Genomic DNA, 20,496 nt, shown 5'->3' with positions numbered 1-20,496 from the left:
GGGTACCATTGAAGCGTCAACACGGTACTGAAAGGGGCAGCCATGAGCAGGGGCGAGGCATTCGCAGCGCGGATGATGCGTTTCACCGGCAAGCTGCGGCACATTTTTGGCCCTGCCGCCACCGGCAGCCTGGATGAACCGGTCAAGGAACCGACGGAAGCGCAGCGCCGTGACCATGAACAGCACATGGCGCAATTCACGGTCGAGCGGCTGCCCAATGGCCAGAGCTACCTGGTGGCCAAGGACCCGTCCGACGGATCCAACCTCAGGTAACTGCGGTCAGGTACCTTCGAATTAGCGTCCGGTGCCGCCGTAAACGGTCGCTTCACTGTCGCTGTCCAGATCGAATGCCTGGTGGACGGCCGCGACGGCTGAATCGAGCAGGTCAGCGCGGGTGACAACGGAAATGCGGATCTCGGAAGTGGAGATCAGGTCAATATTGATGCCCGCCGCCGAGAGTGCCTCGAAGAACCTGTGTGAGACCCCGGGGTGCGAACGCATACCTGCGCCAATCAATGACAGCTTGCCGACGTTGTCGTCGTACTGAACGGAGTCGAAACCGATGCCGGGCTGGGCAGCTTCCAGCGCGCCCAGCGCCGTGGCGCCTTCGGTCATGGGCAAGGTGAACGATATGTCGGTGCGCCCGGTGCCCTTGGTGGACACGTTCTGCACGATCATGTCGATGTTGGTGTGCGCGCCGGCGATGACGCCGAAGATCTCCGCGGCCTTGCCCGGAATGTCGGGCACGCCGACGATTGTGACCTTTGCTTCGGAACGGTCGTGCGCTACGCCGGAAATGATGGGCTGTTCCAAGGCAACTCCCTCTGAGATGGTGATTTTGTCGCCGGGGCTGGGCATAACCCATGTGCCTTCATGCCGGCTGAATGATGAGCGGACGTGCAGCGGCAGCCCGAAACGGCGGGCATATTCCACCGAGCGCAGGTGCAGCACCTTCGCGCCGGCGGCCGCCATTTCCAGCATTTCCTCGCTGGTGATTTCGTCTATTTTCTGGGCGTTGGCCACGATCCGCGGATCGGCAGTGTAGATGCCGTCGACGTCGGTATAAATCTCGCAGACATCAGCCTCCAGGGCGGCTGCAAGTGCGACGGCGGTGGTGTCCGAGCCGCCTCGGCCCATGGTGGTGATGTCGTTGGTCTCGCGGCTCATGCCCTGGAAGCCGGCGACAATGGCGATGTGGTCTTTGTCGAGGACGTGCTGCACGCGGTGCGGGTCGACTTCCACCAGGCGGGCCTTGCCGTGGATGGCGTCTGTCATCAGGCCGGCCTGGCTGCCGGTGAAGGACTGGGCGGTGGACCCCATCGAGTCGATGGCCATCGCCAGCAGCGACATTGAAATCCGCTCCCCGGAAGTGAGCAGCATGTCGAGTTCCCTCGCCGGCGGCCCGGACGTGACCTGTGAGGCCAGATCCAGCAGTTCATCGGTGGTGTCGCCCATGGCGGATACCACGGCCACTACCTGGTTGCCGGCTTGCTGGGTTTCGACGATCCGCTCCGCGACCCGCTTAATGCCGTCGGCATCGGACACGGAGGAGCCGCCGAACTTCTGGACAATCAAACTCATAGATGCATAACTCACTGGGATAGACGGTGGTAGCAGTGGCGCCGCGCGCGGCGTTGAACACTAATTCTAGCCGCGACAACGGATGCACAGGAATTGCGGTACTTAACCTTGGCGCGGCGGCGGGTTCCGCATCCGCCGCCGCGCCAGCGTTCCAAGCGTTCACACGATGGCGTGCAGGAACTGTTTAGTGCGCTCCTCTTGGGGGTTGCTGAACATTTCCTCGGGAGTGTTTTCCTCCACGATGTGACCGCCATCGAACATCATCACACGGTTGGAGACGTCCTTGGCGAACTGCATCTCGTGAGTGACGATCAGCATGGTGATGTCGGTCGTCTCCGCCACCTGCCGCAGCACGGCCAGGACCTCGCCAACGATCTCCGGGTCCAACGCCGAGGTGACCTCGTCAAGCAGCAGGATGTCGGGATCCATCGCCAGGGCGCGGGCGATGGCAACGCGCTGCTGCTGTCCGCCGGATAGTTGCAGCGGATGCTGGTTGGCCTTGTCGGCCAGGCCGACCTGATCCAGGAGTCCTTGGGCCTTGGCCTTTGCATCGGCCTTGGACATTCCCAGAACGTGCACGGGGGCTTCGATGATGTTCTCCATCACCGTCATGTTGGGGAAGAGATTGAACTGCTGGAACACCATGCCGATCCGCTTGCGGATTTCGTTACGATGCTTCTCCCTTAGCGCGACCCGCTTGCCGTCACGCTTCTCATACGCCAACGGGTCGTCCTCAATGTAAATGTATCCGCCGCTCAATTCCTCCAAGGTCATCACCAAACGGAGAATCGTCGTCTTACCCGAACCGCTGGGCCCAATCAACGTCACTCGGTCGCCCTTTGCAACCGAGAAGTTCAGGTCTTTCAGGACGACATTGTCGCCGAATCGTTTCTCCACGTCCTCGAAGAGGATGGCCGGATTGTTATCAGTAGCTGAAGGCAAGGCGCTTTTCCAATCTTCCAACAAGCAAAGCGGTGGGATAACTGGCGGCGAGGAAAATGATGCCAACCAGGGTTAAGGGCTCGGTGTAGTTGAACGTGTTTGCACCATAGATGCGACCGGCGTTTACGAGTTCCACCAAACCGATGATGATCAGGAAAGGAGTGTCTTTGAACATGGAGATTGCGTAGTTGCCCAAGGCCGGTACGGTGGCCCGCAAAGCTTGAGGGATGACCACTGCCCTCCATGTGCGGCCCTTGGACATGGAGAGCGCCGTTGTGGCTTCCCATTGTCCCGCAGGTACCGAATCAATCCCGGCACGGTAAACCTCCGCCATGTAGGTGGAGTAGTGAATGCCGAAGACAATGATGCCGCAAACCATCGCGCTCAGATTCGTGAAGGTGTAATAGACGAGCAACAGCTGCACCACGATCGGTGTCATCCGGATGAAGTCCACGGCGAATTTAATCACAGCATCCACCGGCTTGGGGACCGACCGTCGCAGCATAGCAATAATCAGGCCAAGCACTGCGGCGATGGCAGTGCTGACCACAGTGACCACCAGCGTGACCTGGAAGAATGCACCCAACAAGGTGGGGAGCACATCCCATACCGTGGCCCAATTCCATTCAAACTCGGTCATGGCAGCACCCCCGTTTCCGCACTTGGACGGGCTGGCTTCAGGCTCAGCATCTCACGCAACGATTCGCCGCGGCCCAAACGGTGCTTGGCCCTCACCTCGAGCATGTTCATGATCAGCGTCAAAATGTAGGCGATGATGAAATACGAGCCGAGGCCGACAAGCCCATAGGCGAACCACGTACCGGTATCGAGTCGCAACTGGTCGACGCGGAAGGTCAAATCATAGATCGTGATGAAGCTGACTACGGCGCTGCCCTTAAGCATGTGGATCAACAGATTCGTCAAGGACGGGATCATCAGTGCCCAGGCCTGCGGGAAGATGATCCGGCGCATCCGATGAACGCGGGACATGCTCAGTGCCGTCGAGGCTTCCCACTGCCCGGACTGCACCGAGTTGATAGAACCCCGTACCACCTCGGCACTGTAGGCGCCATAGTTCAGCCCGAGTGCCATGACCCCGACGAAGATCACATTCAGATTGATGCCGAGCCCCGGCAAAATGAAATACAACCACAGGAGTTGCACGACAAGGGAAGTGCCGCGGAAGAACTCGATAATGGCCCGGGCAATTCCGCGTATCAGCGTATTCGGTTGCCGGGCCATCAGGCCCAGCGTGACGGCGATGATCATCGCCAGGGCGGCGCCGCCGAGCGTCAGTCCCAGGGTCACCCAGACCCCGTTCATGATGCGCGGCAGCGCCTCCGCTAGCTCTTGGAAATATGTCATGGGGAAGGGCTTAGCCTACTTCTCCGGCACACAATTCCTTAGTGGTGAGGTCCTTCGGCGGGAGGTTTTCGGCGGTGAAGCCGTAGTCTCCGACCACGTTCAGGTACGTTTCCTTGTCGGCAAGGACGTTCTTTTCGAGGGCTTCGTTATAGGCCTTGCGCAGTTTGTCATCGCCCGCGCGGAACACGGTTGCGCCGGAGCCGATCTGCTTCTCGCCGTCAATCACGGCGGTGAAGGCTTCGGTGACCTCAATTGGCACATTCGGGTTGTTATCCGCCATGTAGTTCAGCGAAATGGCCGTCATGGCGAAGGCATCGGCGCGTCCATTGGCGACAGTGTCCATGCCGGTTTGCGCATCCGGAACTGACGTGACACCGGAAATGCCCATATCTTCGGCGTAACCGGCCTCAATGCCACCGGCCAGCACGGCGAGCTTGACGTCGTCGGCCTTCTTGACTGACTTCAGGTCGCTCAATCCCTTGGGGTTGCCTTCCTGGACCATCAGCGCTGTGGTGTACATGATCGTGGGGTGGCTGAAGTCGGCATTCGCGCAACGCTCCGGAAGGATGGACATACCGGAAGCGACCACATCGAAGCGTCCGGCGTTCAGGCCCGGGATCTGGGCGCCCCAGTCGACCTTTTCGGCCTCGACGTTCTCCACTCCCATGCTGCCAAATACTTCCTTGATGATGGCAACGGAGCCGCCCTTGAGCTCACCGTCATCCAGGAAGGAGTACGGTGCCTCGCCGGCGATAGCGACCTTGACGCTGCCCGCATCCTTGATCTTCTGCAGCGTGTTCGCAGAACCACCGCCGGTTTCTCCACCGCCGCCATCGCCGCCGGAATCGTCGCCACTGCCACCGCCGCAGCCCGCGAGGAGCCCCAGCGCCAGAACACTCGTGGCCGCGACGCCAATGCGTCCGGCGGAGTTGAATCGTGATTTCATCATGTTCCTCTTTCGGTCATTGCGAAGGGACGAAGCCACCGAGTCTGCCCCCCAAGGTGGCAACCCCAGCCGACCCGACCCGAAATACGGTCATGGATCTTTGTCTACGGTAGGCAAATAATTCCCCCACATACAATCCGGAAAACTGTATGTAGTATTGTCTACAACTACAACATATAGACCTTTTTCCGCGTGATCGCCAGCACAAAACGATTAAGTTTGATGGTTTGGACGTGGTTTTCACCGTAGATCACGGTTTAGTTACGATTGACGCTGATTTGTCATTCAGCCGCCTCGCGCCACGGAGCGGCCAAGGTGTCGGGAGGGCGCATGGCCCAGCACATGTCGCAGAACGGAGTTCCGGCAGTATTCCGGGTGCCTCGTGCGTCAACCGTGGATTTGATCGCACGGGAATTGCGGAATGCGATCTATTCCGGAGCCTTGGCCGTTGGAACCCAGCTCGGGGAAAAGGAGATCGCCCAGCAGCTGGGCGTCAGCCGAAGCCCGCTGCGGGAAGCCGCGCAGCGCCTGGTGCAGGAAGGCCTGTTGACCGCCACGCCGGGGCGTGGCTTGCGGGTCAGCACCATCAGAGGCGAACAGGTCAATGACCTGTATGTTGCCCGGACCGCCGTGGAGTCCGAAGCGGTCCGGCTATTGATCAACCATGACGACGAGGAGGCGATCGCCGGCGTCGAGTCAGCGCTCGAGGAGCTGGTCAACGCCAGCCGGGGCCGCGACCCCCATTCTATTGGCGACTCGGATCTCGATTTTCACTGGGCGTTGGTGGATGCCGCGGGCAGTCAGCGTTTGCGCCGTTACATGTCTACGTTGGTGCTCGAGACCAGGATTGCCAGCTTCAGTGTCCCCGAAGGATTTGTCGTACGCAGGAATGTTGCCGCATCCCACGAGACGATTCTTGAAGCAATCCGCGCCGGTGATGTTGAAACCGGAGTGGCAGCAGTGGCGGCCCTGATGGACGAGGCGGTGGCCCGGCTGACAGGGCTGGAACCGGGTGCTCTGGACGTGGAAACAGTCGGGGAGCCGCATCAGACGAGCGCAATCGCGCTTGAGCCACTCTCGCATCATTAGCGTAGGCGCGCACGGGGTTGATGGAGGGGCAAGCAGCAGGTTGATGCTGTGCGGCAGCGGCTGCCGCCGTCGTCGTCGGTCAGGAGCTGACGCTGCGCCGCCCCTCAAACGCCCGGCCCAGGGTCACTTCATCGGCGTACTCCAAGTCGCCGCCGACGGGAAGTCCCGATGCCAGCCGGCTGACGGTGACACCGATGCTCTGCAGCAGCCGGCCCAGATAGGTTGCCGTTGCCTCTCCTTCCAGATTCGGATCCGTGGCGATGATGATCTCCTGGATCTGCTCATCGGACAGCCGGGTCATCAGTTCCCGGATGCGGAGTTGCTCAGGACCGATTCCGGCAATGGGATTAATCGACCCGCCGAGCACGTGGTAGCGGCCCTTGAATGATCGCGTACGTTCGACGGCAATGACATCCTTGGATTCCTCGACCACGCAAATGACGCTTGGATCGCGCCGTGTGTCCCGGCAAATGCTGCAGGTGGCCTCTTCGGTGACATTGCCGCAGATCTCGCAAAACTGGACGCGTTCCTTGACCGTCGTGATGGACGTGGCGAGTCGCTTCATGTCTTCCGGATCCGCTTCCAGAATGTGGAAGGCGATGCGTTGAGCCGATTTGGGCCCTACTCCGGGCAGTCGTCCGAGCTCGTCAATCAGCTCTTGAACGGCACCTTCGTACACACGACCTCAATCTTGTAGTTGGAAGCAGCTCAGCCAGAGCCGTCGACATTGCGCTCCTCGATGAGCCTGCCACCCAGGATGCGTTCGACGGCGGCCCGACCGACCAGCCCCGACTCCTCTATGGTCTCGTCGTCGGCGCTGGGAATGTCCTCGATCGTGTCCAATTCTACGCCACGGCTGGTCTCTTCCGGCTCATCCGGAGGCTGGGCTGCGGCGCTCCGCGACATTTCCTCGTAGCGGCTGAGACGGCGTTCCGGCGGTTGGTCCTGTGGCTGTGCAGGGCTATCGCCGGGGCTGCCCGTGGCAACGGGTTCCGGCCAGGAGACATCGTCGGCGGTATCCGACGTCGGGATATTGCTGGCGTCCCAACTATCGTCCGGTACTGGCTCCGGACCCCAATCAGCCTGGCCTTCTTCGTCCTGGTCGTCATCCCAGTCCGAGGTCGGGGCGCTGCCGTTAGTGCTCCAGCCAGAAGCCGGGGCAGCGCCGTTGCCGTTCCGGTCAGCGCCAGAGGCAGCGCCGTCATCTTGTGGGTCTGGTGCCGATTGCGGTGCTGCCCAGGATTCCCCTGCGCTCGCCGCCGGCGTTGGCCGGCTAGAGGCTTTTGGGTCTGGCTCACCCGCTGACGGGTCGTCGTGAACCGGACGGATCGCGCACTTCACACCCAGGACCTGATTAATGGCCTGGCTCATATTGTCCAAATGGTCCTGGCGATTGAATCCTGCCGCGCGGCCCGGGGAATCGAAGGACAGCTCAACTGTGGTGCCGTCGAAGGATTTCACCGCGGCATAGTCCTTGACCATCATCCAGGAAACCTTGCGGATACCGGACAGGGTATCCATGATCTCGGGCCAGGCCCGCCGGATCATTTCAACACTTCCGGCGCCTCCGTTGGTTGAATCTGCCGCCCGGGCCGGGCTGGCTGCGGCAGCTTCCGGCGCGGGATCCGACGGGGCGGCGGTGGATGTATTGGCCCAGTCAGAGGCCGGGCCCGATCCGGCTGGCGGTGTCCCGTCGTCGGAGTCAGGGCCGTGTGGTTCGGCCGCTTGCTCCGGTTCTTCCAACGGGGCGGGACGTGCCGGCGCTTCGGGCCGGGCAGGCGGGGCGGATTGCTCCTGGGCGGATTGCTCCTGGGCGGAGGCCGCAGGTTCGGATGTCGCAGCTGTGGGCGTGGCAGGACCGGATGCCTCGGGCACGGAGGATACGGGGCTCGACGCGGCGGGACCGGATACCGCTGGATCGGATGCCGGCGCTGGAGGAGCTTCGGGCTCGGCCGCAGGCGCTGCAGACGCGTTGGATTGGGGCGCGTCTGCCGGTGCGCTCTGCTGTTCGGCGGGCTCGGCCGGAGGCGCTGCGGCCGGGGTGCCTCCGTATTGCAGGCGGCGTTCGATCCGGTCCACCCGGGCGGCGAGGCCGCGTTCGCCCTCTTCCGCGCCGGGCAGCAGGATCCGCGCGCACAACAGCTCCAGATGCAGCCGCGGCGAGGTGGCGCCGGTCATCTCGGTCAGCGCGGTGTTGGTGATGTCGGCTGCCCGGGACAGTTCGGCCGCCCCCAGATGGCTGGCCTGATTGCGCATCCGCGAGATCTGGTCCTCGGGCATGCCCCGCAAAATCGCATGGGCGCTGTCCGGCATCGCATTGACGATGATCAGGTCCCGGAAGCGTTCGAGCAGGTCCTCCACGAAACGGCGCGGGTCGTGCCCGGTCTGGATTACCCGGTCCACCGCCCGGAAGACAGTGGCCGCGTCCGCTGCCGAGATGGCGTCGACGACGTCGTCGAGCAAGGAGGCGTGGGTGTAGCCGAGCAGGGCGACGGCCATTTCGTAGTCGAGACCCTGATCGGCTGCCCCGGCCATCAACTGGTCGAGCACGGACAGCGAATCCCGCACCGACCCGCCGCCGGCGCGGACAACGAGGGACAGCACGCCGGGAGCCACCGGAACAGACTCGCTCTGGCACAACCGTTCCAGGTATCCCAGCAGGGGTTCCGGCGGGACCAGCCGGAAGGGGTAGTGGTGGGTCCGCGAGCGGATGGTCCCAATGACCTTGTCCGGCTCCGTGGTGGCGAATACGAACTTGATGTGTTCGGGCGGTTCCTCGACGATCTTCAACAATGCGTTGAAGCCGGCCGAGGTCACCATGTGCGCCTCATCGATGACGAAGATCTTGTAGCGGTCCCGCACCGGAGCGAAGGTGGCCCGTTCCCGCAAGTCGCGGGCGTCGTCGACCCCGCCGTGACTTGCAGCGTCGATCTCGATGACGTCCAGGCTGCCGCTGCCGTCGCGGGAGAGTTCCACACAACTGTCGCACACCCCGCACGGCACATCGGTGGGGCCCTCGGCGCAGTTCAGGCAACGCGCCAGGATGCGCGCCGACGTCGTTTTTCCGCACCCGCGCGGCCCGGAGAAGAGGTAAGCATGGTGGACCCGGTTCTTGCGCAGGGCAACGCGCAACGGGTCGGTGACATGCTCCTGGCCAATGACGTCGGCAAACGTGTCCGGCCGGTAGCGGCGGTACAAGGCTACGTTGGATGGGGCGGCGGACTGGGCGCCACTGGCCACGGAAACGTCATCGGCTGCTTGGATATCAGCAGAGTTCACGGCATTCCTCCAGTCACAGTAAAACCCTATCGGCACCTGGCGGCGGAGTGCACCCGCGCAGGTGTGCAGCTGTTGATATCTCTTCCGCTGCGCACGGCAGACGCCGGAGTCGAATGAGAAGACCCCTCACGCACCCGCCAGAGCCCGCTTACCCTTGCTACCTTCCGGTCCTGGGGGAGTTCACAGGATGACGCCACGTGAGGGGCCAGCCAATAGTCTACCTGACGGCGAAGTTCAGGCGGAAACCGGCGGTCGTTCGGTTTGAAGTGGCCGGTTCCACGGCTGAGGAATGCGTATTGGGAGTAGTTGCCGATCCATGCGGCGCCGGCTCGGAGCCTCGATTCGGCTCACAGAAATGCTTCAGGTATTCTGGAGTCTGCTCAAACGAGGAGGATTCGCCTAGCGGCCTATGGCGCACGCCTGGAACGCGTGTTGGGGTAACGCCCTCGAGGGTTCGAATCCCTCATCCTCCGCCATTGTCTTGACTCGAATATCGTTCTGATGAGTCGCGGCACAGACAGCACCCCGGTCTTCGGATCGGGGTGCTGTCGCGTGTGCAGCCTGCCGGTGTTCGGGCCAGGAGTAACTTCGCCCGATATTGGGCACCTTGTACCTGCGGACCGCGTTTTTACTCCGCAGCCGAACGCCGCAGCACCCGTTCCAGCCGTCTGCGGGCTGCTTGTTCGCTCGGTCCCACGCGGCCCAGCACCAGGCGCATTCCGGCCAGCGCCGCCCCGGCCGCGGCCGAGGCCGGAAGCGGCACGGGTCCCAGCGCCGCAGGTTTCAGGCCCAGCAGGCGGCGGTATTTCGGTTCAATGGTCGATACCGCCCCGGCGAAGAGCATCCGGTACCCGATCTTGAGCCTCGGATGCAGCGGCGGATCGCGGATGAAGCGGACGGCTTCGGCGACCTGGGGACTGTGGGTGAGGGTGCCGGCGTCGTAATGGCTGTCCAACTGCCGCCGCAACTGCGCCTCAGACGTCGGCGGATCCGGCACCTGCATCAGGCGGCCCGCCGTCGACCATTCACGGACGTAGGCATCAGGGCCGCCGGGGATCCGTCCGCCCCAGGCCTGATGCGTCCTTAAGAAGGAATCGGTGAAGGCGAGGTGAACCCAGCCGAGCAGCTCCGGATCGTTGGCACTGTAGGGCCGCTGCCGCCCGCCGGCGTCGACGTAGCTGCCGGAGACTTTCCGGTGCAGGTCCAGCACCCAATCGGAAGCATCCCGGGCAGCGGTGGTGCTCCCGTAGGTGACCGTGAAAATCCACCGGATGGTGCCGGCCAGCCTGCCCAGGGGGTCGTGCCGGAACCGTGAATGGTCATACACGCCGGCCATCGCCCCGGGGTGAAGTGTCTGCATCAGCAGCGCGCGGATGCCGGCCACGGTGCTCGCCGTCGAGCCATGCACCGCCCAGGCTGCCGAACCGGGACTGAAGTAACCGGCGTCGTCCCCGTCGGCCAACGCCTGCACCCAGCCGGGCAGACCATCGGCCTGACCGGTGAACGTCGTGCGCAGCAGTCGCCGCTGCGGGGCCAGCAGATCCGCCATGCTTTAAGTATGCGCCGCCGGCGCCGGACACGGCAGGGGGTGACAGGTCATCCCCCGCGTCCAGAGCGTCCGCCGCGCCCAGAGCGGGGGGCGTAAATTCAATTTGTCCCCGACGTTCTTTAGTCTGGATGGGTGATCTTCAAAGCTGTGGGCGAGGGACGCCCGTACCCGGACCATGGATACCAGAGCCCCAAGGACTGGGCATCGGTGCCTCCCCGCCAGGTGCGTCTGGACGAGCTCGTGACCACCAAGGGGACCCTTGACCTGGAAGCGCTGCTGGCGGAGGACTCGACGTTCTTCGGCGACTTGTTTCCGCACGTGGTGCAGTGGAAGGACACCTTGTATCTCGAGGATGGGCTGCATCGTGCCGTCCGCACGGCTTTGCACCAGCGGACTATCCTGCATGCCCGGGTGTTGGTCATAGATGAATAATTCGGGGCGAAAGCGGGGGCTGTTTAAGCGTCGGCCCAAGGAGCCGGACACCCTGCACGGCCAAAAGATTGTCACCGGCGAAGAGCTGCGTGAAGTATTCGACGACGGCGGTGAAGCTGAGTATCTGCCCGGTTACCGGCGCCGGCTGGTGCACGGCGTGGTGCTGACCGTCCTCGTTGCCGCCCTGATCACCGCGGTGCTGCTGGCGCTGGCCATCGCCCGCGGCGAGTTGAAGGTTCCGTTCCTGCAAACCGAGGCAGCGGAGCCGGTGGCCTGCCCGACGGCGGTCTTCAGCTACCCGGCCAACGAAAACGTCAACATCAGCGTCTACAACAGCACCAATCAAGGCGGGTTGGCCAGTGGCACCGCCGACAAATTGCGGAAGCGCGGATACACCGTCGGCCAGATCGGCAATAGGAGCCTGAACAACAACTCGGGCACGGCTGTGATTGTCTCCGGCGAGGCGGGACGGGCCGGCGCCTACAACCTGCAGCAGAACATCAAGGGCACGGAGTACGTGGCCGATGACCGCCAGGACGATTCCATCGACGTCATCCTCGGCCGTGGGTTCAGCGGGTTGGTGCCGGCGGAGAAGGTGGACGAGTCGGCCGGGCAGTTGTCCTGCCCGCGGCTCAGCCCATCGCCGACGACGACGGGGACCGGGACGGCTTCCGGCGGGGAGTCTGCGGAGCCGACTGCGGAGCACGGTTAGACAGCGCAGCCGTCCGGCCCGCACGCTGCGTCACCGCTGCCGCCGTCGTCGTTGGCCATGACCAGCGGGTGCGATTCTGGCCATGCCTGTTCGAGGGCGCGGGTGAAGGTCTCCACCGGCTGGGCGCCGGAGATGCCGTACTTCCTGTCGAGGACGAAGAACGGAACCCCTGTCACGCCCAAGGCTCTGGCTTCATCGACATCGGCGCGGACGTCCGCTGCGAAGCGTTCGCTGTCCAAGGTGGTGCGGATTTCGTCTGCTGCCATGCCCAAGCCGGTGCCGACCCTTACGAGGTACTCGGTGCTGCCGATGTCTTCGCCGTGTTCGAAGTGTCCGGACAGCAAGGTCTCTTTTGCCTGATCCATTGAGCCGTGCTGCTTGGCCAAGTGGAGGAATCTGTGGGCGGTGAAGCTGTTGGCCACTACGAGTGAATCGAAATCGTAGCTGAGCCCTTCGCCGGCGGCCTGTTCCATCACGTGGTCGAACATCTGCCGGACCTGGGCCGGCGGCATTCCCTTCATTTGGCTCAGGTATTCAGTTTCGTTTCCGTCGAAGTGTTCCGGCAGGGAAGGGTCCAGCTGGTAGCTGCGCCAGTGCACCTGGACCTCGTCGCGGTGTTCGAAGGATACGAGGGCGGACTCGAAGCGGCGTTTGCCGATGAAGCACCATGGGCAGGCGATATCGGACCAGATCTTAACCTTCACAACCGGCACAACGCCGCAGTCGGGAGGAACATTCCTTGGCCGCAGGGATAGCGGCTCCGACCGCCGAGTTAGCGGGTCAGCCGTGAGTTAGCGGGTTGCAACGGGCTACGTGACGGGCAAGCCGCTATCTCGGTGGATTGAACGGGCGCTGCCCGCCCAGGGTGACGATCGATGCCACCGTCTACGGCGGCCGGCTGGACTCGCGGTGGAACTCTGGCACGATCGGACTATGACGAACTCATCAACGATCCTGACCCACGATCTCGCCCGTTCGGCCCGGGCACTGACCCAAGTCTCGGCGAAGGTCATCGGACTGGCCGCCGGGTTGGAGAAGCAACAGGTCAGGGACTTCGAGAAGGGCAACCGGACGTTGACCGCCGAGCAGAAGGTGCGCCTGCGCCGTGCCCTGGAGGAACACGGCGTGGACTTCATCGCCGACGACGATCAGGGTGGCTACGGGGTCCGCCGGAAGTTCAATACCTCGAAGGTCCGCCGCCTCGAGACCTGGGAAGGCGAAGGCGGTCCGGCCTACGAGGACGACATTTAGGGGCTCCCACCCTGCCGGGCACGCCGAGGTAGCCCCTGAGCCGTGAGATAGCCCGTTGCAAGGGGCTACCTCACGGCTCAGGGGCTAAGTCAGCAGGTTTCGGCATGAATGCCGCCGCACCGGCCTTACGCGGCGGCGGCGAGTGCTTCCTGCCTGCACAGGTACCGGGCGTAGGCCGGCACGGTCAGGAAGGTGGGGAACTCCTCGCCGAGGGCGACTTCCTCGAAGATGCCGCGGGCGTGGTCGAACCTGTCGCCATCGAACCGTTCCAGCGAAGCGAATTCCTCCTCCACCAGTTGCTCCACCCAATCGGTCGTGATGATTTCGCCGTCGTCGGTGATTGCCTCCGCGCTGATCCACTGCCAGATCTGCGAGCGGGAAATCTCGGCCGTGGCGGCGTCTTCCATCAGATTATTGATGGCAGCCGCCCCGTTCCCGCGCAGCCAGGACTCGATGTAGCGGATGCCGACTTCGATGTTGCCTCGGATGCCGGTCTCGGTGATGGCACCTTCGGTGCCGGCGATGTTCAACAAGTCCCTGGCGCTGACGGGGACGTCCTCGCGCAGCCGGTCAATCTGGTTCGGGCGCTCGCCGAGAGTGCCGTCGAAGACCTCCATGGCCACCGGGACCAGGTCCGGGTGGGCGACCCACGAGCCGTCGAAGCCGTCGGAGGCCTCGCGGGTCTTGTCCTGGCGGACTTTCTGCAGCGCCTGCGAGTTGGCGTCCGCGTCCCGCCGGTTGGGGATGAAGGCTGCCATTCCGCCGATGGCGTGGGCGCCGCGGCGGTGGCAGGCACGGACGAGTTGCTCGGTGTAGGAGCGCATGAACGGTGCTGTCATGGTGACCAGATGGCGGTCCGGCAGCACGAACCGCGGTCCGCGGGTGCGGAAGTTCTTGATCACCGAGAAGATGTAGTCCCAGCGTCCGGCGTTCAACCCGGATGCGTGGTCCCGCAGTTCGTACAGGATTTCCTCCATTTCGAAAGCTGCCGTGATGGTCTCGATCAGCACCGTCGCCCGGATGGTGCCCTGCTCAATGCCGAGCAAGTCCTGAGCCAGGATGAAGATGTCGTTCCACAGCCGCGCTTCCAGATGGTTCTCGATCTTCGGCAGGTAGAAGTACGGGCCGCGTCCGGCGTCCAGCAGCCGGCGGGCGTTGTGGAAGAAGTAGAGCCCGAAGTCGACCAGCGCGCCGGCGACGGGGGTGCCGTCGATCAGCATGTGCTTCTCCGGCAGGTGCCAGCCCCGGGGACGGACGACGATGGTGGGCATATCGGTCAACTGCTGGTGGCGCAGCCGGTACTCCTTGCCCTCGGGCGAGGTGAAGTCGATCCGGCCTTCCAACACGTCCGTCAGGTTCAACTGCCCGTTGATGACGTTCGACCACCATGGGGTGGAGGAGTCTTCCATGTCCGCCAGCCACACCTTGGCCCCGGAATTGAGGGCATTGATGGTCATCTTCCGGTCGACCGGGCCGGTGATCTCCACCCGCCGGTCCTCCAGCCCGGGCGCCGCGGGGGCGACCCGCCAGGAGTCGTCGTTGCGGATGTGGGCTGTATCGGTACGGAACTTGGGGTCGGCGCCATTGGCGATCTGCCGCCGTCGTGCCTGCCGGTCCTGCAGCAGTTCCTGGCGACGGCTGCTGGTGGCGTGATGCAGCCGGGCGATGAAGTCCAGCGCCTCGTCAGTCAGCACTTCGTCCTGGCGGTCGATGGGCGGGGCGGTCAGCGTGATCGTCGGTGTTGATGTCTGGTGCATGGTGTCCTCCTTCGGGACAGTGCGGGCTCTCGGGCGGAGCGTGCGCGGATTAGAACTGGGATTCTTCGGTGGAGCCGGCCAGCGCGAGGGTGCTGCCGGAGGGGTTGAGTGCGGTGGAGACCAGGTCGAAGTAGCCGGTGCCCACTTCGCGCTGGTGCTTGGTGGCGGTGTAGCCGCGGTCCTCGGAGGCGAATTCGCGTTCCTGCAGGTCCACGTAGGCGCTCATCCCGTCCCGTGCGTAACCGTGGGCCAGGTCGAACATCGAGTAGTTCAGCGCGTGGAAGCCGGCCAGCGTAATGAACTGGAAGGTGAAGCCCATCGCGCCGAGCTCGCGCTGGAACTTGGCGATGGTCTCCGCGTCCAGGTGCTTGGACCAGTTGAACGACGGCGAGCAGTTGTAGGCCAGCATCTGGTCCGGATGTTCGGCCTTGACCGCCTCGGCGAACCGGCGGGCGACGGCGAGATCCGGCGTGCCGGTCTCCATCCAGATCAGGTCGGAATACGGGGCGTAGGCCTTGGCCCGGGCGATGCAGGGTTCGATGCCGTTGCGCACCTTGTAGAAACCCTCCGCGGTGCGCACTGGCTCTGATCCTTCGCGGATCAGGAACTCGTGGTCCCGCTCGTCGGCGTCGGAGGTGATCAGCGTTGCGGCTTCGGCATCGGTGCGGGCCACAATGACCGACCCGGCCCCGGCGACGTCGGAAGCGAGCCGGGCGGCGTTGAGCGTGCGGACGTGCTGCGAGGTGGGGATCAACACCTTGCCGCCCAGGTGCCCGCACTTCTTTTCCGAGGCGAGCTGGTCCTCCCAGTGCACCCCCGAAGCGCCGGCGGCGATCATCGACTTCATCAACTCGAAGGCGTTCAGCGGCCCGCCGAATCCGGCTTCGGCGTCAGCCACGATCGGGACCAGCCAGTCCTCGACGCTCTGGATGCCCTCGGAGAACTCAATCTCATCGGACCGCAGCAGTGCGTTGTTGATCCGGCGGACCACCTGCGGCACGGAGTTGGCCGGGTACAGCGACTGGTCCGGGTAGGTCTCTCCCGCCAGGTTCGCGTCGGCGGCGACCTGCCAGCCGGAGAGGTAGATGGCCCGCAGCCCGGCCTTGACCTGCTGCACCGCCTGGTTGCCGGTGAGCGCCCCGAGCGCATTGGTGTACTTGCCGGCGGCCGCTTCTTCGGTGAGTTGTTCCCACAGCTTCGCAGCGCCGCGGCGTGCCAGCGTGTGCTCTTCCTGTACCCGGCCGGAGAGCTTGACGACGTCGGCGGCCGAGTAGTCCCTGGTGACGTTCTCCCAGCGGGGGTTGGCCTGCCATTCCAGTTCCACGGCTTCTGCGCGGGCTTCGGGGCTCTGGTGGTCCGTCATTGCTCTCTCCTTGTGTTGCGGGACCGGCTGGTGGGCCGGTCCGGTTGGGACGAAATTTCTTCGTGATATCCACTTTTCGGCACTCTTCAAGGGCTGGCTAGGGGTAATCTCTGGAAAGATTTGCAATTCTTTGCGTATTATCAAGAAATGCATACATCAAGCTGGAATAGTCCCCGGCCGCAGCGTTCCGGGATAGGAACAGCGGCCGACGACGGAATCGACGTCATCTCGCTCGGCCGCCGGGTGCGTCATCTGCGCAAGACGGCGGGCATGACCCTCGATGCGCTCGGGGAGGCGGTCGCTACGGCGCCGAGTCAGTTGTCGCTGATTGAAAACGGCAAGCGCGAACCGAAACTCGGGATGATCAAGGCACTGGCTGCCGCCTTCGGGGTCGGCATCGATGAGCTGCTGGGAGCGGAGCCGCCGAGCCGCCGGGCCGCGCTGGAGATCGAGCTGGAACGGGCCCAGCGTGGACCGCTGTACCAATCCCTGGGACTGCCAACCGTGCGGGTTTCCTCGAGGCTTCCCATGGATGTCCTCGAGTCGCTGGTCGGCTTGCAGAACGAACTGGAACGGCGTCTGGACGAGCAGGCGGCCACTCCCGAGGAGGCACGCCGGGCGAACACCGAACTGCGCGACGAAATGCGCAGCCGCAACAACTATTACCCCGAAATCGAGCGGCAGGCACAGGAACTGCTCACCGCCGTCGGGCATGTCTCCGGCCCGCTGTCCCACCATGTCGCCGCCGATATCGCAGAACATCTTGGGTTCGGGCTGCGGTTCGTGGGGGACTTGCCGCACTCCACCCGGTCGGTGACGGACTTGAAGAACCGCATCATCTACCTGACGCAGAGTTCGGCCGCCGACCATGATCCTCGCTCGGTGCTGCTGCAGGCGCTCGGCCACTACGTGCTGGGACACGAGACGCCGGTGGACTACAGCGATTTCCTGCGTCAGCGCGTCTACACCAACTACTTCGCGGCGGCCCTGCTGATGCCCGAAAAGGACACCGTCGCGTTCCTGCAGGAGGCCAAGAACGCCAAGGAACTGGCCATCGAGGACCTGCGCGATGCGTTTGCCGTCTCCTATGAATCCGCGGCGCACCGGTTCACCAACCTGGCCACCGAGCACCTGGGCATCACCTGCCACTTCCAGAAGGTGCACGAATCCGGCATCATCCACAAGGCCTATGAGAACGACGGCGTCAACTTCCCCGCCGACCACACCGGAGCCATCGAGGGCCAGACCATCTGCCGCTACTGGACCTCGCGGGAGGTGTTCGACGTGCCGGACAAATTCCGCGCCTACGACCAGTACACCGACACCAAGGTCGGCACATTCTGGTGCACCGCGCGGACCGAACGGCACTCGTCCGGGATGTACTCGTTGAGTATCGGCATCCCGTACAAGGACGTGAAGTGGTTCCGCGGCCGGGACACCACCGAGCGGTCCAAGTCGAAATGCCCGGACGAGACGTGCTGCCGCCGCCCACCGGAGAGTCTCTCGGCCGAATGGGGCGGGCAAGCCTGGCCGGCGGCCCGCGCCAACACCCACCTGCTGGCGGCAATGCCGCAGGGCGCCTTCCCGGGAGTGGACGAGACCGAGGTGTACCGGTTCCTGGAAGCTCATGCGGGGCGGTAAAGCAGGTGTGGTCTGGCGCTGGCTGATGACGTTGTGTTCCCACTGGATTGGATCCACAGGGTGGAGGATGGAATAGACGCGTAGCGCACCAGCCGATGACAATGAAGTATGAGGTCTCGGAATAAAGAACGGAGGACAGTATGACGACGGCTACAGTGCCCGTATCTCCTGATGTCCTGCGTTGGGCGCAAGCACGCTCCGGCCGCGACGATTCGTACTTTGCCGGACATTTCGATGACTGGTTCCAATGGCTGGAAGGGATCTCCGCACCAACGATCAATGAAGTCGAAAAATTGGCGGACGCCACGCACGTACCCTTTGGTGTTTTCTTTATGGACGAAGCGCCCGACGTTCGGCTTCCCATTGCAGACTTTCGCTCGGGACGCTCAAACGACGCCGCCATGCCGAGCCAGGACCTGCTCGACGTCCTTTACCAGTCTCAGCGCCGCCAAGCATGGTACCGCGATTTCGCCGTCCGAGATGGTGAAGAGGAACGCACGTTTGTGGGGTCTGCAACGGTGTCTGCCGATTCCCGCCAGGTCGCGGCGGAAATCCGTAGACAGTTGGGCTTTTCCGTGCAAGATCGCCAGCGCCTCCGGATCATGTCTGAGGTACGGAAACACTTGATCCGTGCCGCCGAAGAGCTGGGTATCCTTGTCGTAGCCACATCCATGGTTGCCAACAACACTCACAGGATGCTGGATCCGCATGAGTTCCGTGGTTTTTCGCTCGCGGACGTCATCGCCCCGTTCATCTTTATAAATTCGGCGGATACCAAGAACGGTCAGATCTTCACGTTCATCCATGAATTCGCCCATCTGTGGCTTGGGCAGTCCGGCGTCGATGATCAGGGGCCTGAGAACCTCACCGACGATGCCGTCGAACGCTGGTGTAATTCCGTGGCTGCTGAAGTGCTCGTGCCCATCGACAGTCTGCCCTCGAGCGCGGACGAACACGAGCTCATCGATACCTTAGAAGAATTGGCGCAGCGATACCGGTGCAGCACGCTCGTGATCCTGTTGCGGCTGAGATCTGCAGGTCTGGTTGCGGCTGATGGCTTTAGCGACATATACGAACATGAACTCGCACGGGTCAATGCACTGGCTCATGCGTCTGAGGATCAAGCCCGTTCGGGCGGCACATTCTATGCGAATCAACCTCTGCGTGTTGGTGAGACACTCTCTAAGGCAATTATCCAGGATGGGCTGGAGGGTGGGACGCCGCTGCCCGATGCAATTCGGCTACTGGGATTCAAACACCTGGAGCAGTTTGACCGGTACGCGGAAGAGTTGGGAATCGCGTGAAGTATATTGTCGATACCAATGTTCTCGTCGAAGCCCATCGCTTCTATTACGCCCATGACATTGCGCCGTCATTTTGGGACTGGCTGACGCACATGAACGACGCCGGGAGTATCTATTCAGTCCCGGCTGTCAAAAACGAACTTGGCGGCGGCGATTGGCTTGCGGACTGGGTCCGGCGCCGGAAAAGCTCGTTCTGGATAACCGAAACAGCAGCGACTGTGACCGCTATTCGGGACTGTGTTGCCTGGGCTGACTCCGAAAGTCAGTTTACCGACGCCGCCTTGGCCGAATTCGAGGCGTCTGCGGATCTTCGGCTCGTTGCCGAAGCACGAGCCAGCCAGGCGCTGTTGGTGACGCGTGAGGTTTCAGATCCACGATCCAAGAAGCGCGTAAAGATGCCCAACGCCGCCCAGGCCGTTGGCGCCTCGTGCGCGAGTCCTTTTACGATGTTCCGACAACTCGGACTGACGTTCCGGACGTCGCCGGAGTCATCCGGGCAGTTGGACTTGGGCTGAGCGAACGACATGGAGTTGTGTCGGATGACTGGTGAAGTTGAAGGTCAGCTGTTTGCTTGGATGAATGCGGCGACCCGCCCGGACAGCGAAGCGCCGACTTCCTCTGCGGGCCGCTTGTTGCCGGCAACATTGAAGGAGTGGTCACCGCCGTCAATCCACTGAAGGACTGCCGACTGCCCAATCGCATCCACCACTGCTTCGAGTTTGTCGGTGGTGGCGAAGGTATCCCGGGTTCCTTGCAGGAACAGCATGGGCAGGGTGAGACCGTAGAGGTGTTCGTCGCGGACCTTGTCGGGTTTGCCCGGAGGGTGCAGGGGGTAGCCGAGATAGACGAGGCCGCCCGCTTCCATTCCCTCGGCCACCGCCATCGATGCCATCCTTCCGCCAAAGGATTTGCCAGCAGCCCACAGCGGCTCGCCGCCGGACCGGGACGCTGCTTCGGCCATCGCCGCCCGCCAGGTGGCGATAGCCTTGGGCGGACGGTCGGGAAACTTCTTGCCTGCTTCCCGGTACGGGAAGTTGAAGCGCAAGGTGGCCGCACCGGCGTCGTTCATGGCCCGCGAAAAACCGGACATGAAGGGATGTTCCATGCCGGCTCCTGCCCCATGCGCCACCACGACCGTGGCGAACGGGGAGTCGGGCCGGGCGTAGATGCCGGATACGGTCTCCTCGCCGGCGGCAAAGGTCAACGGCGTTTCGATCGAAGTCATGCGTTCATCATGCATCAACACGTGGATTAGCGACAGGAACGCATGGGTTGCCGCTAACCC

At 63.2% G+C, this 20,496-nt stretch carries 20 protein-coding genes, 1 tRNA gene and 1 other RNA gene; 9 read left to right on the top strand and 13 right to left on the bottom strand.

Features of this window, described 5'->3' with window-relative positions:
• Nucleotides 1-42 precede the first annotated feature (42 nt).
• Nucleotides 43-273 (top strand): hypothetical protein, encoded by a 231-nt coding sequence (locus tag H535_RS0109835; protein WP_026819412.1) that lies wholly within the window; start codon nucleotides 43-45, stop codon nucleotides 271-273.
• A gap of 21 nt (nucleotides 274-294) precedes the next feature.
• On the opposite strand, the gene H535_RS0109830 is transcribed toward H535_RS0109835, so the two are convergent.
• From H535_RS0109830 to ehuB, 5 genes are all read right to left on the bottom strand, one after another.
• A complete protein-coding gene (locus H535_RS0109830) occupies nucleotides 295-1,581 on the bottom strand; it encodes an aspartate kinase (RefSeq protein ID WP_026819411.1) in 1,287 nt (428 codons plus the stop codon).
• Nucleotides 1,582-1,740: 159 nt separating this feature from the next.
• The gene (gene ehuA / locus H535_RS0109825) at nucleotides 1,741-2,523 is read right to left on the bottom strand and encodes an ectoine/hydroxyectoine ABC transporter ATP-binding protein EhuA (protein ID WP_026819410.1); all 783 of its coding nucleotides are present in this window, start codon (nucleotides 2,521-2,523) and stop codon (nucleotides 1,741-1,743) included.
• The gene (ehuD, locus tag H535_RS0109820; RefSeq protein ID WP_026819409.1) at nucleotides 2,507-3,163 is read right to left on the bottom strand and encodes an ectoine/hydroxyectoine ABC transporter permease subunit EhuD; all 657 of its coding nucleotides are present in this window, start codon (nucleotides 3,161-3,163) and stop codon (nucleotides 2,507-2,509) included. Before ehuD ends, ehuA begins: the two co-directional genes overlap by 17 nt.
• Complete coding sequence (gene ehuC / locus H535_RS0109815; RefSeq protein ID WP_026819408.1) at nucleotides 3,160-3,888, bottom strand: ectoine/hydroxyectoine ABC transporter permease subunit EhuC; 729 nt, start codon at nucleotides 3,886-3,888, stop codon at nucleotides 3,160-3,162. Before ehuC ends, ehuD begins: the two co-directional genes overlap by 4 nt.
• 10 nt (nucleotides 3,889-3,898) lie before the next feature.
• On the bottom strand, nucleotides 3,899-4,837 hold the full coding sequence (gene ehuB, locus H535_RS0109810) for an ectoine/hydroxyectoine ABC transporter substrate-binding protein EhuB (RefSeq protein WP_026819407.1): 939 nt from the start codon (nucleotides 4,835-4,837) through the stop codon (nucleotides 3,899-3,901).
• 327 nt (nucleotides 4,838-5,164) lie between these two features.
• Between ehuB and H535_RS24610 the strand changes: the two genes are divergently transcribed.
• On the top strand, nucleotides 5,165-5,923 hold the full coding sequence (locus H535_RS24610; RefSeq protein ID WP_051298950.1) for a GntR family transcriptional regulator: 759 nt from the start codon (nucleotides 5,165-5,167) through the stop codon (nucleotides 5,921-5,923).
• 79 nt (nucleotides 5,924-6,002) lie between these two features.
• Here the strand turns inward: H535_RS24610 and recR are convergent, their stop codons facing one another.
• The 3 genes from recR to ffs form a co-directional block, all read right to left on the bottom strand.
• A complete protein-coding gene (recR, locus tag H535_RS0109795) occupies nucleotides 6,003-6,602 on the bottom strand; it encodes a recombination mediator RecR (RefSeq protein WP_026819406.1) in 600 nt (199 codons plus the stop codon).
• A gap of 29 nt (nucleotides 6,603-6,631) precedes the next feature.
• Entirely contained in the window at nucleotides 6,632-9,082 is a 2,451-nt protein-coding gene (locus H535_RS0109790) for a DNA polymerase III subunit gamma and tau (protein WP_051298976.1), read from the bottom strand.
• 234 nt (nucleotides 9,083-9,316) lie between these two features.
• Nucleotides 9,317-9,412: signal recognition particle sRNA small type (ffs, locus tag H535_RS28375), an RNA gene on the bottom strand.
• Between the two features lie 178 nt (nucleotides 9,413-9,590).
• Here ffs and H535_RS0109785 point away from each other — a divergent pair.
• Nucleotides 9,591-9,678, top strand: a tRNA-Ser gene (locus H535_RS0109785).
• A 152-nt stretch (nucleotides 9,679-9,830) separates the two neighbouring features.
• Here H535_RS0109785 and H535_RS0109780 read toward each other — a convergent pair.
• Entirely contained in the window at nucleotides 9,831-10,751 is a 921-nt protein-coding gene (locus tag H535_RS0109780) for an oxygenase MpaB family protein (protein ID WP_026819404.1), read from the bottom strand.
• 132 nt (nucleotides 10,752-10,883) lie between these two features.
• Here H535_RS0109780 and H535_RS0109775 point away from each other — a divergent pair, with 132 nt between their 5' ends.
• Both H535_RS0109775 and H535_RS24605 read left to right on the top strand, forming a co-directional pair.
• Nucleotides 10,884-11,183 carry a type II toxin-antitoxin system VapB family antitoxin gene (locus H535_RS0109775; protein WP_026819403.1) on the top strand — a complete coding sequence of 100 codons (300 nt, stop codon included), beginning with the start codon at nucleotides 10,884-10,886 and terminating at the stop codon, nucleotides 11,181-11,183.
• The gene (locus H535_RS24605; RefSeq protein ID WP_051298947.1) at nucleotides 11,176-11,895 is read left to right on the top strand and encodes a LytR C-terminal domain-containing protein; all 720 of its coding nucleotides are present in this window, start codon (nucleotides 11,176-11,178) and stop codon (nucleotides 11,893-11,895) included. Before H535_RS0109775 ends, H535_RS24605 begins: the two co-directional genes overlap by 8 nt.
• Here the strand turns inward: H535_RS24605 and H535_RS0109765 are convergent.
• On the bottom strand, nucleotides 11,892-12,599 hold the full coding sequence (locus tag H535_RS0109765; protein WP_026819402.1) for a DsbA family oxidoreductase: 708 nt from the start codon (nucleotides 12,597-12,599) through the stop codon (nucleotides 11,892-11,894). The two genes, H535_RS24605 and H535_RS0109765, sit on opposite strands and share 4 nt — an antisense overlap.
• Before the next feature lie 229 nt (nucleotides 12,600-12,828).
• On the opposite strand from H535_RS0109765, the gene H535_RS0109760 reads away from it, so the two are divergent.
• Nucleotides 12,829-13,146 (top strand): hypothetical protein, encoded by a 318-nt coding sequence (locus H535_RS0109760; protein ID WP_026819401.1) that lies wholly within the window; start codon nucleotides 12,829-12,831, stop codon nucleotides 13,144-13,146.
• A gap of 125 nt (nucleotides 13,147-13,271) precedes the next feature.
• Here H535_RS0109760 and aceB read toward each other — a convergent pair whose 3' ends face one another.
• Entirely contained in the window at nucleotides 13,272-14,903 is a 1,632-nt protein-coding gene (gene aceB / locus H535_RS0109755) for a malate synthase A (RefSeq protein ID WP_026819400.1), read from the bottom strand.
• 49 nt (nucleotides 14,904-14,952) lie between these two features.
• Complete coding sequence (gene aceA, locus H535_RS0109750) at nucleotides 14,953-16,266, bottom strand: isocitrate lyase (protein WP_026819399.1); 1,314 nt, start codon at nucleotides 16,264-16,266, stop codon at nucleotides 14,953-14,955.
• Between the two features lie 120 nt (nucleotides 16,267-16,386).
• Between aceA and H535_RS0109745 the strand changes: the two genes are divergently transcribed.
• From H535_RS0109745 to H535_RS24600, 3 genes are all read left to right on the top strand, one after another.
• Nucleotides 16,387-17,907 carry a helix-turn-helix transcriptional regulator gene (locus H535_RS0109745; RefSeq protein WP_026819398.1) on the top strand — a complete coding sequence of 507 codons (1,521 nt, stop codon included), beginning with the start codon at nucleotides 16,387-16,389 and terminating at the stop codon, nucleotides 17,905-17,907.
• Between the two features lie 140 nt (nucleotides 17,908-18,047).
• A complete protein-coding gene (locus tag H535_RS0109740; protein WP_026819397.1) occupies nucleotides 18,048-19,211 on the top strand; it encodes an ImmA/IrrE family metallo-endopeptidase in 1,164 nt (387 codons plus the stop codon).
• Nucleotides 19,208-19,726: a DUF4411 family protein gene (locus H535_RS24600; RefSeq protein ID WP_051298945.1), complete on the top strand. Its 519-nt coding sequence runs from the start codon at nucleotides 19,208-19,210 to the stop codon at nucleotides 19,724-19,726. The genes H535_RS0109740 and H535_RS24600 overlap by 4 nt, the downstream gene beginning before the upstream one ends.
• 44 nt (nucleotides 19,727-19,770) lie before the next feature.
• Here H535_RS24600 and H535_RS0109730 read toward each other — a convergent pair whose 3' ends face one another.
• Nucleotides 19,771-20,436 carry an alpha/beta hydrolase family protein gene (locus tag H535_RS0109730; protein WP_026819396.1) on the bottom strand — a complete coding sequence of 222 codons (666 nt, stop codon included), beginning with the start codon at nucleotides 20,434-20,436 and terminating at the stop codon, nucleotides 19,771-19,773.
• Nucleotides 20,437-20,496: the final 60 nt, after the last annotated feature.

Origin of the sequence: Arthrobacter castelli DSM 16402 (assembly GCF_000430705.1) — a bacterium.
Lineage (GTDB): Bacteria > Actinomycetota > Actinomycetes > Actinomycetales > Micrococcaceae > Arthrobacter_C > Arthrobacter_C castelli.
Note: the sequence above shows the minus strand (reverse complement) of the source record. Positions and strands in the feature narration are given on the sequence as shown.

Excerpts from the sequence above, each read along its gene's own strand:
- H535_RS0109835 (WP_026819412.1), top strand. The coding sequence starts at position 43 with ATGAGCAGGGGCGAGGCATTCGCAGCGCGGATGATGCGTTTCACCGGC.
- H535_RS0109830 (WP_026819411.1), bottom strand. The coding sequence starts at position 1,581 with ATGAGTTTGATTGTCCAGAAGTTCGGCGGCTCCTCCGTGTCCGATGCC.
- ehuD (WP_026819409.1), bottom strand. The coding sequence starts at position 3,163 with ATGACCGAGTTTGAATGGAATTGGGCCACGGTATGGGATGTGCTCCCC.
- ehuC (WP_026819408.1), bottom strand. The coding sequence starts at position 3,888 with ATGACATATTTCCAAGAGCTAGCGGAGGCGCTGCCGCGCATCATGAAC.
- ehuB (WP_026819407.1), bottom strand. The coding sequence starts at position 4,837 with ATGATGAAATCACGATTCAACTCCGCCGGACGCATTGGCGTCGCGGCC.
- H535_RS24610 (WP_051298950.1), top strand. The coding sequence starts at position 5,165 with ATGGCCCAGCACATGTCGCAGAACGGAGTTCCGGCAGTATTCCGGGTG.
- H535_RS0109780 (WP_026819404.1), bottom strand. The coding sequence starts at position 10,751 with ATGGCGGATCTGCTGGCCCCGCAGCGGCGACTGCTGCGCACGACGTTC.
- H535_RS24605 (WP_051298947.1), top strand. The coding sequence starts at position 11,176 with ATGAATAATTCGGGGCGAAAGCGGGGGCTGTTTAAGCGTCGGCCCAAG.
- H535_RS0109760 (WP_026819401.1), top strand. The coding sequence starts at position 12,829 with ATGACGAACTCATCAACGATCCTGACCCACGATCTCGCCCGTTCGGCC.
- aceB (WP_026819400.1), bottom strand. The coding sequence starts at position 14,903 with ATGCACCAGACATCAACACCGACGATCACGCTGACCGCCCCGCCCATC.
- aceA (WP_026819399.1), bottom strand. The coding sequence starts at position 16,266 with ATGACGGACCACCAGAGCCCCGAAGCCCGCGCAGAAGCCGTGGAACTG.
- H535_RS0109740 (WP_026819397.1), top strand. The coding sequence starts at position 18,048 with ATGACGACGGCTACAGTGCCCGTATCTCCTGATGTCCTGCGTTGGGCG.
- H535_RS0109730 (WP_026819396.1), bottom strand. The coding sequence starts at position 20,436 with ATGACTTCGATCGAAACGCCGTTGACCTTTGCCGCCGGCGAGGAGACC.